Below are 16,836 nucleotides of genomic sequence, written 5' to 3'. Positions count from 1 at the left end.
GTTCGAGCAGTGTAATTTTTCATCTTAATCTATAAGTTTAGTAAAAAGCTGTCCGTTTGTTGCGGATAGCTTTTTACTAAGCCATAGTAATATGGTATAGTTTGTCGTATGAAACTGAGGTGACCGACGTTGTTTGAAATGCTGATGCCCAAATTACGGGTGAATACCGTCTTTGATATTGATCTTGAAGGCTTGTATGCTCAAGGATATCGCGGCATTATTACGGATCTGGATAACACGCTGGTCGGTGCGAAAGCGCCGAACGCAACTCCCGAGCTGGTGGCCTGGTTTGAAAAGGTCAAACAGGCGGGTTTTAAGCTTGTCATCGTGTCTAATAACAATATGGACCGTGTATCCGTGTTTGCTACGCCTTTGGACATTGAATTTATACATGCCGCCCGGAAACCATCTAACTCGTCCTTTCGCAGAGCTATACGTATGATGGGACTTACTCCGGAAGAGACTATTATGGTCGGGGATCAAATGTTGACGGACGTATTGGGAGGCAACCGAATGGGTTTGCATACCGTTTTGGTGCTGCCGATCTCCATTCATGATGAAGGAGTCATGACCCGATTTAATCGACGGTTAGAGCGAATCGCGCTCACAAGGTTGCGTAAGAAAGGCTTATGGCTTGAGGAGGAAAAGAAGAATGACTGAAAGACCTGACGGCGGAACTGCCGTCAAATGTAGTGGCTGCGGTATCACCATGCAGACCACTAGTCCGGACCTTCCGGGATATATTCCTGAGAAATTATTAACTCGCGAACCGGTTATTTGCCAGCGCTGCTTCCGGATCAAAAACTATAATGAAACCTCTTCGGTGACGGTAGATCAGGATGAATTCTTGAAGCTGCTTAGTCAGATTGGGGACAAGGATGCGCTTGTTATCCACATTGTAGATATTTTTGACTTTGAAGGCAGCTTGATTTCCGGCTTACAGCGTTTTGTAGGTTCCAATCCGGTTGTACTGGCAGTCAATAAGACCGATTTGTTGCCCAAGGTGACAAATTGGAACAAGGTACGTAACTGGGTACAAAAGCAGGCGAAGGAGCAAGGGCTACGCACGGAAGAAATCGTATTGTGCTCAGCTAAAAAAAATCAGGGCTTTGACCGTCTGCTGGATGTGGTATCCGAATTGCGTGGTAACCGCGATGTATATGTGGTTGGTGCCACAAATGTAGGCAAATCCACGCTGATTAACCGCCTGATTCGCGATTACAGTGATATGGAGCAGGAACTCACCACGTCCCGTTACCCTGGGACTACACTCGATATGGTGAATATCCCGCTTGACGACGGCAAGCACATTATTGATACTCCGGGTATTGTATACCCTTGGCGATTTAGTGAAATTGTCTCCCGTCAGGATTTGAGCTCCATTATGCCTGACAAACCCTTGAAGCCTGCAGCATATCAGTTGGATTCCGGGCAAACACTGTTTTTCGGAGGAATGGCCCGATTCGATTTTGTAGATGGTCAGCATCAATCTTTTACCTGCTACATTAACAGTGGTCTTAAAATACATCGCACCAAGCTAGAACGGGCTGATCAACTGTTCGCTGATCATGCTGGGGAGTTATTGTCTCCGCCAACACGTGATCAATTGGCAGAGATGCCAGAGTGGACAAGACATGAGTTCCGTGTTCCACGCAAGTCTCCATCGGACATTTATATATCCGGTTTGGGATGGATTAGAGTGAATAGCGAGAACGGAGCTCTGGTAGCGGTTCATGCTCCTCGGGGAGTCCGTGTGCTTTTGCGGCCTGCGTTGATTTAACAATGCGGTAACCAAGTTATAGGGCGGCAAGGAACACATATTGGTTCCTGCCGCCATTCATGTATTTGAGCGGCCTAATATTTTGCAATATGGGGGAGAGCAACGATGAACAGCGGGGAGTCTGGAACAACCGAACGAGATCTTGTACTATTGGGCGTATTGGGTGATCCGATCAAGCACTCCAAATCGCCTCTTATGCATAAAGTAGCCTTACAGGCAGCGGGGATTGAAGGGGATTTTGTACCTCTTCATGTCACGCCGGACCAACTGGAAGATGCCGTGAAGGGGATTCGTGCCTTGCGTTTCCGTGGAGTCAATGTAACAATTCCCCATAAAGTCGAGATTATGAAATATCTGGATGAGATTGATGAAGGGGCTCGGCTCATCGGCGCTGTTAATACGATAGTGAATGACAATGGACGACTCAAGGGCTATAACACGGACGGAATTGGCTACGTGCGTTCCCTCAAGGAAGAGACTTCTGTCGAGTTAAAAGGCGCAAAAATTGCCGTTCTCGGAGCCGGTGGGGCCGCCCGTGGCGTAATTCATTCCCTATTGGAGGAACAGCCTGAATCGGTTATCATTCTGAACCGAACACGTGACAAAGCTGAACAGCTGGCACTGGAGTGGACGACAGAGGCAATTCCAGTCACGGGCTATTCCAACGAGGATGCCAAGAGTGTGCTCACTGCAGTAGATGTGTTGATTAATACAACCTCGGTCGGAATGTCTCCTTTATCGGATGAGCTTCCAGTGGAAACGGGTCTGATTCCAGAGGGGATTATTGTGAGTGATTTAATCTACAACCCGCTGGAAACGAGACTTTTACGAGAAAGCCGTGAACAGCGCGGCTGCACTGTACATGGAGGCTTGGGCATGTTTGTGTATCAGGGGGCAGTGGCTTTTGAGTATTTTACGGGCGTAGCTCCTGCAGTAGACCCAATGAGAGCGGCGGTGCTGAGCAGCCTGTCGTAAGTGGATTATACTTTAAAATTATGGAAATGCCGCATTGTATATGTGGCGACGAAGGGGTTAAATATACATGTTAACAGGTAAACAAAAAAGATATCTGCGCTCGATGGCGCATCATTTGGACCCGGTTTTTCAAGTAGGTAAAAATGGTACCAATGAGCACCTTATGCGTCACATCAACGATGCGATTGAAAAGCGTGAGCTGATGAAAGTGCAAATTTTGAACAACTGTTTGGACGACAAGCATGAAATTGCGGAAGAACTGGCAGCAGAAACGGGTTCAGAGCTTGTGCAGCTGATTGGAAGCACCATTATTTTGTACAAGGAATCTCGTGATCATAAGCAAATCGAATTGCCTAGAGGATAATACGCGGGGAGAAAATTATGAAAATCGGTATTATGGGTGGTACATTTGATCCGATTCATATCGGACATCTGCTGGCTGGGGAAGCGGCAAGAGATGCCTATGGGCTGGATCAAGTATGGTTTATGCCTTCTCATATTCCTCCGCACAAGCATCAAGCGGGGGCAAGCGGCAAAGAGCGTTTGGAGATGACGAGTGAAGCGGTAGCGGGTCATCCTGCTTTTGAAGTGCTGGATATTGAGGTGCTTCGCGGAGGGGTATCCTATACCATTGACACGATCAAGAAGCTCCAGGAGCTGCATCCTGCTGTAGATTTTTATTTTATCATTGGTGCGGATATGGTGAACTACTTGCCTCATTGGCAGGGAATCGAGGAATTGGCGCAGCGGATTCGTTTTATTGGGGTTCGGCGACCGGGGTTCCAGCTTGCACTGAATGAGTTGCCACATTATTTGCAGGACAAGGTGCTGCTGGCGGATATGCCAGGGGTGGATATTTCTTCGACGGATATTCGGGAGCGTGCTGCAGAAGGGCGCACTATTCGTTATCTTGTGCCTGATCGTGTACATGACTATATTACAAGGGGCGGTTTGTATGAAGTACAGCCGTGAGCGGCTAATGGAAGCCGTATCTGGCCAGATGCCTGAAAAACGCTGGAAACATACACTGGGTGTGATGCATACCTCTGTGGAGCTTGCGAAGCGCTATGGGGCAGATCCGGATAAGGCGGAACTGGCGGCTATTTTGCATGATGTAGCGAAATATTGGCCTGTTCAGCAGATGGAAGAAGTAATTCGAAGCCATCCTGAATGTGATCAGGAGCTATTGAAGCATGACAAGCAGCTCTGGCATTCAGAGGTGGGGTACTGCGTTGCAGCAAGGGATTACGGAGTGGATGATCCGGAAATAAGGAATGCGATCCGCTGGCATACGTCAGGACGCGTTGGTATGAGCTTGCTGGACAAAGTCGTGTGTCTGGCTGATTACATTGAACCGGGGCGGGATTTTCCTGGGGTTGAACACATCCGTAAGCAGGCAAATAAAAGCTTAGAGCAGGGCCTTATCGCTGGATTTGATTCTACCATTTCATTGTTGCTGGAGAAGCAAAAGGTTATTTTCCCGCTGACGGTCTTGTCACGCAATGACTTGATTCAACAGCTAAAACAGAAAAAAATGGAGGTTCATGAATGACCCTAACAAATGAGAAATTAATGCAAACGGCGGTTGAGGCCGCTAATGATAAAAAGGCAATGAATGTTGTCGCACTGGATTTGCGCGGAGTATCGCTGGTAGTGGATTATTTTGTAATTTGCCACGGTAATTCGGACACACAAGTACAGGCCATTGTAACTGAAATTCGCAAACGCGCTCATGACGAAGGTGTAACCATCAAAGGAATCGAAGGGATGGATTCCGCTCGCTGGGTTCTAATGGATCTGGGGGACGTTGTAGTGCATGTCTTCCATCGTGACGAACGCGAATATTATAACATTGAACGACTCTGGTCGGATGCTAAGGTTGTGGAGAAAGTATGAGTTTGATCGCTGGTACTTATGTCACCATTATGGTGGATCGTGAGGTATCTCCTTTCGGCTACTTTCTTACCGTCGGTGAGCAGGATGTGCTGTTGCACTATACGGAGCTGACTCGTGAAATCGAGGTGGGCGAACGGTTAGAGGTATTTATTTTCCACGATACAGAGGACCGTTTGGCTGCAACTATGAAAAAGCCGTTTTTGTCTCTGGGTGAAATGGCCAAGCTTGAGGTGGCTGACGTGCATCCGCGTTTGGGCTGTTTCCTGGAGATGGGATTGGGGCGTCAACTTTTGCTGCCGATTCGTGAGTTGCCTGAAAACCGGGATCTGCATCCTCGTGTGGGTGACTATGTGTATGCCATTATGGAGCATGACAAACAAGGCAGACTGCGAGCCAAGCTGGCAGGGGAGCAGGAACTGGCTCCATTGTGCTTTCATGCTCCTAGTTCATGGCTCAATACGTGGGTGCAGGCGACGGTATACAAGCCGCTTCAGATGGGCACATTCGTCCTGGTGGACGGTGGTGTGCTTGGTTTTGGTGCAATAGGAATGATTCATTCCTCGGAACGTAACCGTATGCTTCGCTTGGGCGAGGAGGTTAAGGTTCGGGTCACGCTTGTTCGCGAAGATGGCCGGGTCAATCTGGCGATGGCGCCACGCAAGGAAGTAGGCCGTAATGAGGATGCGGATCGGTTGATTGCCTTTTTGAAGGAACGTCCAGGTGGGGGCATGCCATATTCTGACGCGACGCCGCCGGATATTATCAAGCAACGGTTTGGTATCAGTAAATCCGCCTTCAAGCGTGCGATGGGCAAGTTGATGAAGGATGGACTGGTTACACAGAAGGAAAACTGGACTTACCTCGTGGAGAAAATGCCTAAACCGAAGGACGGGAATGGGGAATAAAAGATGGCGTCTTACCGTAAGTTTGCTTATGTGTACGATGAGCTTATGCAGGACATGCCGTATCCTGACTGGTTGCGCTTTGCACGGCAGGCTTGGGACCAATACGGTATGCCACATACAGTGGCCGAACTGGGCTGCGGTACGGGCTCAATTACGATTCCACTGGTTAACTCGGGTTTTGAGGTAGCTGGCATCGATTTATCCTCAGACATGCTGGCAGTAGCCCGTCGCAAAATGGAAAACTCTCCTCAGGGACAGCGCTTGTTTCGTGAGGGAAGCGTTCGCTGGATACAACAGGATATGCGGGAGTGGATTTTACCGGAGCCTGTGGATTCTGTCATTTCTTTTTGCGATTGCCTGAATTATTTACTTGAGGAAGAAGATATCATTTCTACTTTTCGTAGAACGTATGCTGGTCTGAAGCCTGGTGGAACCTTTCTATTTGATGTGCATCATCCCCAGACATTTTTGCGTTATGATGAAGAACAACCATTCGTATTGGATGAACGCTCCATCTCGTATATTTGGACATGTGCGTTGGACACTCCACGTTGTGAAATTGAACATCATCTCAGTATTTTTGCGAAAGCAGAACAAGAAGGTCGTGATCTGTACCAGCGTTTTGAGGAAATTCATGTACAGCGGGCTTACGATCCAGACTGGATGAAGGCAGAATTGTCCAAAGCGGGTTTTCGCGATGTAAAGGTATATGCGGATTTTGAATGGGTAGAAGCAGAAGATGACGCGGCGAGACTGTTTTATATCGCTGTAAAATAGCTAGGATTCATTTGGCTAATATAAAAAGAAAGACGCTTTTCATGAAGACATGAAGGGCGTCTTTTTGCATTCATATATTCACTTTACAGTGCCTTATTTGACTTTTTTCGTGGTTTTCAATATAATAGTGCCATTATTAACGGTTAAACAATCGCTGATGAGGAATAGTAGTTTTGTCTGGACATGTAGAGAGCCGGCGGGTGGTGCAAGCCGGTTGACAGTGCAAAGCGAACTCGCCTCGGAGATATGCGCCCAACGCAGGAAAGCACTATATAAGTGTTGGCTTCCTGTTATTAACACGCATCGGATCACCTCCGTTATCAGGTGCAAAGGGAGTAGAACGCGAAGAACGCTTTCTGCTAACTAGGGTGGTACCACGGGAATATAACCTCTCGTCCCTAGCGCTGACACGCTACGGGATGCAGAGGTTTTTTTGTTGCATACCGTTTGAGGAGGAAAAAGACAATGACAGACACACAGCCGAAGCACGGCTATCAACCGCAAAGTATTGAACCAAAATGGCAGAAATATTGGGATGAGAACAAGACGTTCCGCACTGGGGAAGAGCCGGGCAAACCGAAGTTTTATGCTTTGGATATGTTTCCGTACCCATCTGGAGCTGGTCTGCATGTAGGCCACCCGGAGGGATACACAGCTACAGATATTGTTTCGCGTTATAAAAGAATGCGCGGCTACAACGTGCTGCATCCGATGGGTTGGGACGCCTTCGGTCTGCCTGCTGAGCAGCATGCGCTGGATACAGGTGAGCACCCGCGCGAAATTACGGTGAAGAACGTAAACAACTTCCGCCGTCAAATCAAATCACTTGGCTTTTCATATGACTGGGACCGTGAAATTAGCACAACGGATCCTGATTATTACAAGTGGACACAGTGGATTTTCATCCAGCTGTACAAGCGCGGTCTCGCTTATGTAGCTGAAGTGCCTGTAAACTGGTGTCCAGCACTGGGAACAGTACTGGCGAATGAAGAAGTAATTGACGGTAAGAGTGAGCGTGGCGGTCATCCGGTTATCCGCAAACCAATGCGTCAATGGATGCTGAAAATTACGGAATACGCGGATCGTCTGCTTGACGATCTGGAGGAACTGGACTGGTCCGAGAGTATTAAAGATATGCAGCGGAACTGGATTGGTAAGTCTACCGGGGCAGAGGTTCATTTCACAATTGAAGGCTATGACGAGCAACTCACTGTATTTACAACTCGTCCAGATACATTGTTCGGCGCAAGCTACTGTGTGCTGGCTCCAGAGCAGGAATTGGTCGATATGATTACTACACCTGAGCAAAAGGACGCTGTGCAACAGTATCGTGAACAAGCTGCTCGTAAAAGCGATCTGGAGCGTACGGATCTGGCCAAAGATAAAACAGGCGTATTTACAGGAGCTTACGCCGTGAATCCGGTGAACGGTGAAAAGCTGCCAATCTGGATCGCAGACTATGTACTGGCAGGCTACGGAACAGGTGCAATCATGGCTGTACCGGGGCATGATACACGTGACTGGGAATTTGCCAAAAAGTTCGGATTGAAAATCACTGAGGTCGTTCAAGGTGGAGATGTGGACAAAGAGCCATACACTGAGGATGGCCCGCATGTCAATTCAGGCCTGCTGAATGGGCTTACCAATGAGGAAGCTATTCCGAAAATGATCGAATGGCTCGAAGCTGAGGGTAAGGGACAAGGAAAAGTAACCTACCGTCTGCGTGACTGGCTGTTCAGCCGCCAACGCTATTGGGGCGAGCCGATTCCAGTAATTCATCTGGAAGATGGAACGATCAAAACAGTTCCTGAGGATCAACTGCCGCTTGTACTGCCAGAGATGGAGAATATCAAGCCTTCTGGTACGGGTGAATCCCCGCTGGCGAATGCGACAGATTGGGTAGAAACCGTTGATCCTGAGACAGGTATGAAAGCACGTCGCGAGACAAATACGATGCCGCAATGGGCAGGAAGCTGCTGGTACTACCTGCGCTTTATTGATCCGAAAAATGATAAAGAGCTTGTATCCAAAGAGAAACAGCGCGAATGGATGCCTGTTGATTTGTATATTGGCGGAGCAGAACATGCGGTTCTTCACTTGCTGTATGCCCGTTTCTGGCACAAGGTGCTGTATGATATCGGCGTAGTGGAAACGAAAGAGCCTTTTTATAAGCTAGTCAACCAGGGCATGATTTTGGGCAACAACAATGAAAAAATGAGCAAATCACGTGGTAATGTCATCAATCCTGACGATATTGTAAATACGTTTGGCGCCGATACGCTGCGTATTTATGAAATGTTTATGGGACCGCTGGAAGCGACCAAGCCATGGAATGAAAATGGGGTTGAGGGAGCGCATCGTTTCCTGTCCCGCGTATGGCGCCTGTTTGTTTCCGAGGATGGCAGCCTGAACGAAAAAATTAAAAATGACAGCGGTAGTGACGAGTTCAAACGAACTTGGCATAAAACGCTGAAAAAGGTAACCGAAGACCTAGATGCATTGCGTTTCAATACAGCGATCAGCCAACTGATGATCTTTACAAATGACGCATACAAAGCAGACCTTCTGCCGCGTGCAGCGATGGAAAACTTCGTGCAAATGCTGTCGCCGCTTGCACCGCATCTAGCCGAGGAACTGTGGCAGCTGCTGGGACACAACGAAAGCATTACCTACGCGGCTTGGCCTGCTTATGATGAAGCATGGACGGTGGACGCTGAAGTGGAAATTGTCATTCAGATGAATGGTAAAATTGTACAGCGTGCAACGATTGCTAAAGATCTTGATGCCAAAGCTATGGAAGCATTTGCATTGTCGCTGGACAGCATTCAGGAGGCGCTGGCTGGTAAAACAGTTCGCAAGGTAATTGCTGTACCGGGTAAGCTGGTTAATATTGTTGCCGGTTAATTGGTTTTAAGCCGAAAGAGACATCTATCTTTTGCATGTCCTCTTCATACTTGTTGTGCGTGGCTCGTATTAGCTCAGGGAAGACACTATGCAGGCTGATATCCAACAATGCGAGAGCTTCGGCGGTTATACCTCCGGGAACCGCTACTCTTGCTTGTAACTCGGCTGGTGTCATCCCGCCTTCAGTGAGCAGCTTTCCAGTACCGATGATCATTTCACCGGCCAAAGCACATAGTTCTGTACGGTCTATACCCGTAGCTTGAACTGCGGCTTGAATCCACTGGTCCATAAAAAAGGCCAAGAAAGCAGGACCGCAGCTCGAAAAATCCGATGTGATCCGTGTATGAGACTCTTTAACCTGAATCGGCCTGCTGATGTGGGACATAAGCTCTTCAAGAAGGGAGCGATCCTCCTCTGTAATCCGGCTTCCATGGATGCATAGTGAGGCTCCGCTTCCGACCTGGTGAGTGATACTCGGAATAATTTTGGACACTTTGGCTTTCAAGGCATGCTCCAAAATACGGATCTGCACTGGACTTGTGATAGACACGACAATGTGCTCTTCTGTAATGACGTTGCGTATTTCATCCGTTACGGTTTTTGATTCCAGCGGCTTCACGCAGATAAACAGGATATCGCTTTCCGCTGCCGTCTCACGGTTGCTTTGGGCTGCATGCAAACCTGGATAACGAAGGGCTAGCTCGGCTACCTTGGAATACGTTCGGTTGCTTGCTAATATTTGCTGTGGTTTGAGTGCATTCGAATGAATAAAAGATTCAATTAGCAGACTTCCCATGCTGCCAGTCCCGATAAATCCCACTTTCATTGTTCAACGTCCTCCTTTCATACTTTGCGGTATAGACGCTGTGCTGTCATTCTTCTTAGTGTATGCACTTGGTCTTGGCCAACATGCCCCATTTTATGTGTGAGCATGATAGACCGTGCCCGGGACCATACCATTCTTTGTATAAATACTCACAGCGATACCGTATGGAGGTGCTTGTAACCTCCGGTTTGACGGGAATTGAGCAGATTTCCTCTGTTTGATTGGGGCGGTACTTTCAGTCGGCTCAAATTCCCGAAATCCATGTGGAGTAGGGGAAGATACGAAAAATGAAACGCGTATGGACAGGAACAGCAATCACGCTTGCTGTAATCGGAAGTGGACTTATTTTGTTTGCCGGAGGGCAGCGCACTGAGCCCCAAGAAGAGTGGAGTTTGCTTAACCATAAGGTGGAGCAGACATTAGTGATGGAGTCGGAGCCAATGGAATCGCAGCACAGCAAAGATTATGTCCAAGGAAGGCATGTTGTAAAAGAGTCTTCTGACCAAGCTGAGCGCAGTGGGAATGTCGAAGCTGATGACAATGTGAAGCACGATACTAAGCAGCGTTCTACTGGTGTATCTGCTACTGCTAGAAGTGAAAACTCTACGACGGGAAATTCAAGTGCTGTAGAGCAGTCAGATATTGCTGATTCAAGATCAGACACTGCTGTTGCCAGTTCAAAGGCTGCAACGACGAGTAGGACAAGTATGGCGAATGATTCGGTTATTCCATCCGTTTCCGGTGAAAAAAAGGTAAACATTAACACGGCGACTGCTGCCGACTTAATGGAGCTACCGGGGGTTGGGGCTAAAAAGGCCGAGGCTATTTTGAACTATCGTAATCAGCATGGCCTGTTTAAACGTGTGAATGATTTGGATCATGTAAAAGGAATCGGAGCTAAGATGTTAGCGAAAATGAAGCCGTATGTCAGCTTATAACTTATAAGTTTACGGTGTGGCTTTGAGAGTGGCTATAACGGTATGTTTTACGTTTAACTTGTTTATTCGGGAGAGATGGAAATGAGTGCAGATGTACGTAAGGACTGGGACACCTATTTCATGGATATTGCCTATATGGTATCTACCCGTTCACGCTGCGCGCGGCGTCGTGTTGGGGCCGTACTTGTACAAGGTAAAAAGCTGTTAGGGACGGCCTATAATGGCGCTCCATCCGGAGTGCCTGACTGTTCTGAGGCAGGCTGTATGATCTCGGAGGAATATGAGGTCGTTCATCGTGACGGACGGGAGGAGATGGTTAAAAAGCAGCGTTGTGTTCGCACTATTCATGCGGAGCAGAACCTATTGCTGTTTACTGACCGGATCGACCGTGAAGGCTCCTCAGTATATGTCACTGACCAGCCTTGCTGGACATGTGCCAATATGTTGGCGAACAGCGGCATAGTGGAGATTGTATATCACCGACCTTATCTAAAAGATGCCGATAAGGTTCGTGCTATGATGGAGGAAAAGGGAATCGCCTTTCGCATGCTGGAGACTTATCATCCACCACAGGAAACGCTAATGGATGTGAAGGATTAAATAATAAACGAGGAAGAACCTCTGACAATGCTGTTGTCGGGGGTTCTTTTTTTGTTTGTGTTCTGGACAGAAAGCAATGTTTTTGCTAATGGAAGGTGATTGTATTCAAGCCCAACGTGTATTTACTAGGCCTATATTAAGCCTCACTGTTTGTTGGATTATAGGAAGTGCGGGAGCCTGTCTGTATTCAGGACGTATGCTTTTGTTGCTGTGGACGGGGGTTAGCCTGCTTTTTCCACTTATAGCTCTATTAATGAAAATTCCCATTCGACAAATGGTATTGTTATGGATTGCTTTAAGCGGTGGTGGATTTCATTGGTTTTGGCATGATACGCATAATGTAAGCAGTATTCCTGATGCTCTTCATGTATCATCTTCTGTCATAGAGGACATGCCTTTACAAGCAGCAGGGTTTATTGCTTCAGAAGTTGAGATTGATGGGGATCGTGCGCAGTTTGTGATGAGAGTTACTTCAATCCATCACGTTGGAAGTCATTCGAATAAGGTTGAAAACCATATTTCTGAACAAGTCATTGTTCATATCAAATTGGCCGCGAAGCAGGAACAGCAACTTGCGGCGGCATGGCAGCGTGGGGATGCAATCCTGCTGCACGGCAGCTTAAAGGCACCAGCGAAAGCGGGGAACTTTGGTAGCTTTGATTACAGTGAATATCTGCACACGCAGGAAATTCACTGGCTTTTCAAGGGGGCTGGAGCCACCTCATTACAGAGGCAGGAGGCTCCACTGTGGAACCGCTACACATTATTCAGATGGAATGATCAGCTTAGAGAGCAGCTAGGTCAAAAAATGGAGGATGCTTTTACATCACTTCATCATGCAGGATATATGAAAGGTCTGGTACTTGGGGTTACAGATGAACTGGACCCAGCAACGTATAACGAATTTACGCAGCTTGGTTTAACGCATATATTGGCGATATCAGGTATGCATGTAGCGGTATATGCGGCCACGTTATTATATTTACTCAAGTTGTTACGAGTTAGCCGCGAGACCTCCCTTACGATTGTAATGGTACTCATTCCAGCTTATGTTCTGCTGACAGGTGCTTCTCCCTCAGTTGTACGAGCAGGCATTATGGCGATGATCGGCTTGTTTGCAGCCCGACGAGGGTTGCTCAAAGATGGACTTAATATTTTAAGTATATCTGCGTTGCTTATGCTGCTATGGAATCCATACTACATGCTTAGCGTCAGCTTTCAACTTTCCTTTCTGGTGACAGGTGGGTTGCTCATTTATATGCCGCTTATGAAGCCGTTTTTCACCAAATGGCCCCTTCTGATCGGTGGTGAAGTTGCGATTACCATCACGGCACAGCTCGTTTCGTTTCCAATGACGGTATTCTACTTTAATCAATTTTCGCTATTATCATTTGCGGCTAATTTTGTACTTGTTCCCCTAATTACATATATCGTGCTTCCACTGGGTACGGTGGCAATGGGAATGGCCTTTTTGTGGGGGGCTGGAGCTCGTATCCTTGCGTGGCCGGCAGAGAAATTGAACGATCTAACGTTTTGGCTTGTTAAATGGCTGAATGCGGATGATGCTTATGTGAGCATTTGGCCGTCTTCTTCTATTCTGTGGGTTATGGCGTATTACGCTGCTCTGTACAGTGTTCTATACTGGCTTAAAACGTGGTTGACATCCCGAAGACAAACGGACGACATTTCCATCGTAGTAAGCTCTAACCCCACAACATCGCCCGTGCATACAGGACTAGCGGCTTCTGCCGAGTGGGCGGCGGTTTTGCAAACAGCTCATGAACCTGAGGGCGCAGGGAAATTTGCGCATCAACAGTGGAATGGATATCGTTATATGGCACTGGCCTTAAGTGGTATTGTCTGGTTAGGAATACTATGTATAGGATACCAATCTCCGGATGAAAGAGGCACAGGAGTTGTTCAATATCTGGATGTGGGCCAAGGTGATAGCATTTTAATTACAACTCCGGGCGGGAAGCATATATTGGTGGATGGCGGGGGGACAATGGACTTTGCAACAGGGAAAAACGCTTGGCGCAAGCGCACAGATCCCTACGATGTAGGTGCGGATACAATTGTCCCTTTGCTAAAGCAACGCGGGGTTCATCGGCTGGACGCCGTCATTTTGACGCATGGAGATCATGATCATGCTGGAGGACTACAAGCTGTACTTGACCAAATTCCCGTATCCACTTTGTTTTTTAACGGCACCCTAACAGAAAAAGCCCCATTCCGGAAGTTGTTGAGCACAGCTTTGGACAAGCGAATCAAGCTGTATGGTGCACATCATAGCATGGAGTGGGAACTAGATCCGGAAACAAAAATTCGCTTTCTCTATCCGTTTAAGCTGGAGGAGAACGAATCTGCACAGTTGCCTGTTATAAAAGAACAAAATCATTATTCCGTTGCCATGATTTTAGAGATGGAGGGGGCTTCCTTTTTGTTCACAGGAGATATGGATGACGCTGCAGAGTCGCTATTGCTTTCTGAATTAACCCATTCCTCATCCGGGGTGAAAGCTCAGGAAACACCAGGAGCTGCAAGGAAAGCTATAGATGTTATGAAAGTAGCACATCACGGCAGCAAGTATTCCACCTCGGAAGAGTGGTTGTCCTACTGGCAGCCGAGAGTAGCCGTCATTTCAGTTGGTGCAAGCAATACTTATGGACATCCGAATAAAGCGGTATTGGAACGTTTGGCGGAAGTTGATTCTGCCATATATCGAACAGACACCATGGGGGAGGTACAGATTCGTGTGCAGCAAGGAAAGCTGAGTGTGCGGTATCAACGCAAACGTGAACAAAGAGATACAAAATAATTTTTGATTATTATTTTTTGCCTTGGGTGTCAAGTCACTTAGAACTCTAAATCTAAGTTTCATAGGCTTTATTTTGAAAACTGGCTACCTGCTGCTGAGTATCAGAAGATACGGGACTGAGGGAAGGTGACTACCTTCCCTTTTTCTGTTATTCTAAGGGAGGATACAATGGGGATTCTGGGCATTTTGTTATAATTTTTTTGTTGAAAAAAATAAAATCAGCGTCAGACGTCTATTCTGCAACAATTTGTAAACAGGATACGTCTGTAATATTGCAGGGAGAGGGGGATCCTTTGTGGTAGAGCAGGGACTCATTCGAGCCGCTCAATCGGGCGATCGCGACGCTCTCATTACCCTATTAAGAGAGATAGAACAACATGTGTACCGTACGGCATATTACATTCTAAATAATGAGCAGGACGCCATGGATGCTTCACAAGAAGCCCTCATACGGATATATTCCAAAATTAACTCTTATGAGGAAAAAGCGCAGTTTAAAACCTGGGTCCAACGCATTGTAACGAACATATGCATTGACAAATTCAGAAGAACAAAGCCATCGGTTTCCATTGACGAGCATGACATGGTATTTAACGACCCCCAAAATGTGGAGGTTGAGGTGTTAACCTCTTACATGGCACAAGATGTTCGCGAGGCTATACAACGGCTTCCGGAACACCACCGGACGGTAATTGTCCTGAGATATTTGCAGGATTTCTCTTACAACGAGATTGCCGATTCTCTGGATTTGCCGCTAAATACGGTCAAGTCATACTTGTATCGTGCAAGACAGCAATTGCAAGGGCTACTTCAGGAATATCAGAAAGGTGGTGTATCAGGATGAAGTGTGGAGAAGAGGTGATGGATTGGATGCAGCGTTATGTGGATCATGAACTGGGCGAAGAAGAGACATCCCAATTAATGAACCATATTGCGACATGCCCGGACTGTGCGGAAAAATTTCATATTCTTCAGACACTCTCTCGCGAGCTGGAGGAATTGCCTGCGGTTTCCCCGGCGTTCAGCCTGGTGGATTCCATCATGCCTCAGCTTGATGCCATTGACCGCGCACGTGAAGAACAGGGAAGCGCGCTTCAGGAAATGCAGCCTGTGGCTGTTGATCCTGTGCTTGGAACGGAGCCTAGACAACGTACTCGACCTGTGCCTTGGTGGAACCGGGTGGGAGGCCGTGCAGCCATGGGCGTGGCTGCCGCAGCCGTTGTACTAGGGATTGTAGTATTCAACTTCGAGCCTAAAACAGTACAGGATGCGGAAGGCATGCTTACATCCCAATCGCCCGAGGTAACGAGCCAACAGAACCAGGCGGGAATTCCAGGTACAACCAATGGGAGTGGAGGGCCTGACGCAGCTATTGGATCGGATTCGACCAATCAACCGTCTGAACAAGGACAAGGAACGGAGCCGTTTCAGACACCTGTGGACAAAGAACCTGACCTCGACAAACAGGGAGCAAACAATGCTGATGAAAACGATCCTTCCAAACAGGATGCTGGGAAGTCTGATGATCAGCAAGCTGGCGAGGAACCTTCAACAAAGTCTGTACCAACTAGACATTCTTCCCGTCAGGATGTGAAACAGGGACAACCAAACGCCGATCGTCAGATGACAAAGGAAAAGACGTCCGCAGATGCTCCTAAATCTGATGATCAACGGTTAAATCAGAAGGAATCTGATCAAGCCACGATTGCTCCTAATGAACAATTGGAACCAAAAATGGAAAAGGCGCCTCTAGCGGGCACAGATACCGCTCAGAACGATAATAGCGATAATACAAGTACAAATGACGCATCTTCGTCGCTTAGTCAGGAATTGAAGGTACAGAGTCGAATTGCTTCAAATGAAACATCGAAAGACACGACTTCCAAAAGTGCTACCAAGGATGCAGGGAGCTCCTTAGGAGCGGATAGCAGCAATACAGCTTCTGATGATCAGCAATCATCCGTGTCACAAGACTCGGTTCGCAGAGAAGGCTTTGTATCCAATTCGCTGGTCTCTCCAGACAGCAATAATGCTTCCACCTATGGTGCTCAGTCCACATCTACAGATCAGCTCAACTCGCCAGATGGTAGCTATGCGGTGGCTATTGAGGGTAAAAAGCTGAAAGTATATAAGCTCTCCGATAACGGTGTAGACCGAACAACACTGGAAGTCCGTACTCTGAAGGGTGCCTGGGTCAAAGGAAGCTGGTCAGATGACAGCCAGACCTTTATGTATGAAACAGAGCAGGATGGGACTGCAAGTAAATATACGTACACCGTCCCGCGCAGCACTGGAAAATAATTTCCGTAAGTTGGCACACTTTTAGAAACAGAGAATAAACTATATGAACCGACGTCGTATCCCGACGGCCGAAAGTTTCTAGAGCTTTCTGCTGCCGTGTTGATATAGATGGTGGT

At 47.4% G+C, this 16,836-nt stretch carries 16 protein-coding genes and 1 other annotated feature; of the genes, 15 read left to right on the top strand and 1 reads right to left on the bottom strand.

From position 1 onward, the window contains the following. Positions 1 to 129 precede the first annotated feature (129 nt). The 10 genes from FKV70_RS18780 to leuS all read left to right on the top strand — a co-directional run bounded on the left by FKV70_RS18780 (position 130) and on the right by leuS (position 9,237). Entirely contained in the window at positions 130 to 660 is a 531-nt protein-coding gene (locus FKV70_RS18780; protein ID WP_013372205.1) for a YqeG family HAD IIIA-type phosphatase, read from the top strand. Further along, positions 653 to 1,780, top strand: a complete 1,128-nt coding sequence (yqeH, locus tag FKV70_RS18775) for a ribosome biogenesis GTPase YqeH (protein ID WP_063210046.1) — start codon at positions 653 to 655, stop codon at positions 1,778 to 1,780. The genes FKV70_RS18780 and yqeH overlap by 8 nt, the downstream gene beginning before the upstream one ends. A gap of 105 nt (positions 1,781 to 1,885) precedes the next feature. Then, a complete protein-coding gene (gene aroE / locus FKV70_RS18770) occupies positions 1,886 to 2,755 on the top strand; it encodes a shikimate dehydrogenase (protein WP_142613802.1) in 870 nt (289 codons plus the stop codon). A gap of 67 nt (positions 2,756 to 2,822) precedes the next feature. Next, positions 2,823 to 3,119: a ribosome assembly RNA-binding protein YhbY gene (gene yhbY, locus FKV70_RS18765; RefSeq protein ID WP_013372202.1), complete on the top strand. Its 297-nt coding sequence runs from the start codon at positions 2,823 to 2,825 to the stop codon at positions 3,117 to 3,119. Between the two features lie 17 nt (positions 3,120 to 3,136). After that, positions 3,137 to 3,727: a nicotinate-nucleotide adenylyltransferase gene (nadD, locus tag FKV70_RS18760; protein ID WP_142613801.1), complete on the top strand. Its 591-nt coding sequence runs from the start codon at positions 3,137 to 3,139 to the stop codon at positions 3,725 to 3,727. Then, positions 3,711 to 4,307 carry a bis(5'-nucleosyl)-tetraphosphatase (symmetrical) YqeK gene (yqeK, locus tag FKV70_RS18755; protein ID WP_142613800.1) on the top strand — a complete coding sequence of 199 codons (597 nt, stop codon included), beginning with the start codon at positions 3,711 to 3,713 and terminating at the stop codon, positions 4,305 to 4,307. The genes nadD and yqeK overlap by 17 nt, the downstream gene beginning before the upstream one ends. Continuing rightward, positions 4,304 to 4,651, top strand: coding sequence for a ribosome silencing factor (rsfS, locus tag FKV70_RS18750; protein WP_142613799.1), 348 nt, complete (start codon positions 4,304 to 4,306; stop codon positions 4,649 to 4,651). The genes yqeK and rsfS overlap by 4 nt, the downstream gene beginning before the upstream one ends. Continuing rightward, entirely contained in the window at positions 4,648 to 5,556 is a 909-nt protein-coding gene (locus FKV70_RS18745; protein ID WP_142613798.1) for a CvfB family protein, read from the top strand. The genes rsfS and FKV70_RS18745 overlap by 4 nt, the downstream gene beginning before the upstream one ends. A gap of 3 nt (positions 5,557 to 5,559) precedes the next feature. After that, entirely contained in the window at positions 5,560 to 6,333 is a 774-nt protein-coding gene (locus FKV70_RS18740; protein WP_142613797.1) for a class I SAM-dependent DNA methyltransferase, read from the top strand. Positions 6,334 to 6,478: 145 nt separating this feature from the next. Then, positions 6,479 to 6,736, top strand: a binding site (T-box leader). A 62-nt stretch (positions 6,737 to 6,798) separates the two neighbouring features. Beyond that, positions 6,799 to 9,237, top strand: a complete 2,439-nt coding sequence (leuS, locus tag FKV70_RS18735; protein WP_142613796.1) for a leucine--tRNA ligase — start codon at positions 6,799 to 6,801, stop codon at positions 9,235 to 9,237. Here leuS and comER read toward each other — a convergent pair. Beyond that, on the bottom strand, positions 9,218 to 10,063 hold the full coding sequence (comER, locus tag FKV70_RS18730; RefSeq protein WP_142613795.1) for a late competence protein ComER: 846 nt from the start codon (positions 10,061 to 10,063) through the stop codon (positions 9,218 to 9,220). The genes leuS and comER overlap by 20 nt on opposite strands. Before the next feature lie 287 nt (positions 10,064 to 10,350). On the opposite strand from comER, the gene FKV70_RS18725 reads away from it, so the two are divergent. The 5 genes from FKV70_RS18725 to FKV70_RS18705 all read left to right on the top strand — a co-directional run bounded on the left by FKV70_RS18725 (position 10,351) and on the right by FKV70_RS18705 (position 16,720). Further along, the gene (locus FKV70_RS18725) at positions 10,351 to 11,001 is read left to right on the top strand and encodes a ComEA family DNA-binding protein (protein ID WP_142613794.1); all 651 of its coding nucleotides are present in this window, start codon (positions 10,351 to 10,353) and stop codon (positions 10,999 to 11,001) included. An 81-nt stretch (positions 11,002 to 11,082) separates the two neighbouring features. Beyond that, positions 11,083 to 11,601 (top strand): deoxycytidylate deaminase, encoded by a 519-nt coding sequence (locus FKV70_RS18720; protein ID WP_063210056.1) that lies wholly within the window; start codon positions 11,083 to 11,085, stop codon positions 11,599 to 11,601. A gap of 202 nt (positions 11,602 to 11,803) precedes the next feature. Beyond that, positions 11,804 to 14,419: a DNA internalization-related competence protein ComEC/Rec2 gene (locus tag FKV70_RS18715; RefSeq protein WP_142613793.1), complete on the top strand. Its 2,616-nt coding sequence runs from the start codon at positions 11,804 to 11,806 to the stop codon at positions 14,417 to 14,419. Positions 14,420 to 14,714: 295 nt separating this feature from the next. Beyond that, the gene (locus FKV70_RS18710) at positions 14,715 to 15,263 is read left to right on the top strand and encodes an RNA polymerase sigma factor (RefSeq protein WP_063210057.1); all 549 of its coding nucleotides are present in this window, start codon (positions 14,715 to 14,717) and stop codon (positions 15,261 to 15,263) included. After that, on the top strand, positions 15,260 to 16,720 hold the full coding sequence (locus FKV70_RS18705; protein ID WP_142613792.1) for a zf-HC2 domain-containing protein: 1,461 nt from the start codon (positions 15,260 to 15,262) through the stop codon (positions 16,718 to 16,720). Before FKV70_RS18710 ends, FKV70_RS18705 begins: the two co-directional genes overlap by 4 nt. The last annotated feature ends 116 nt before the right edge of the window (positions 16,721 to 16,836 follow it).

The sequence above is a fragment of the Paenibacillus ottowii genome (genome assembly GCF_006874425.1).
Taxonomy (GTDB): Bacteria; Bacillota; Bacilli; order Paenibacillales; family Paenibacillaceae; genus Paenibacillus; species Paenibacillus ottowii.
The sequence above is the reverse complement of the archived record's forward strand: the minus strand, read 5'-3'. Positions and strand labels throughout refer to the sequence as shown.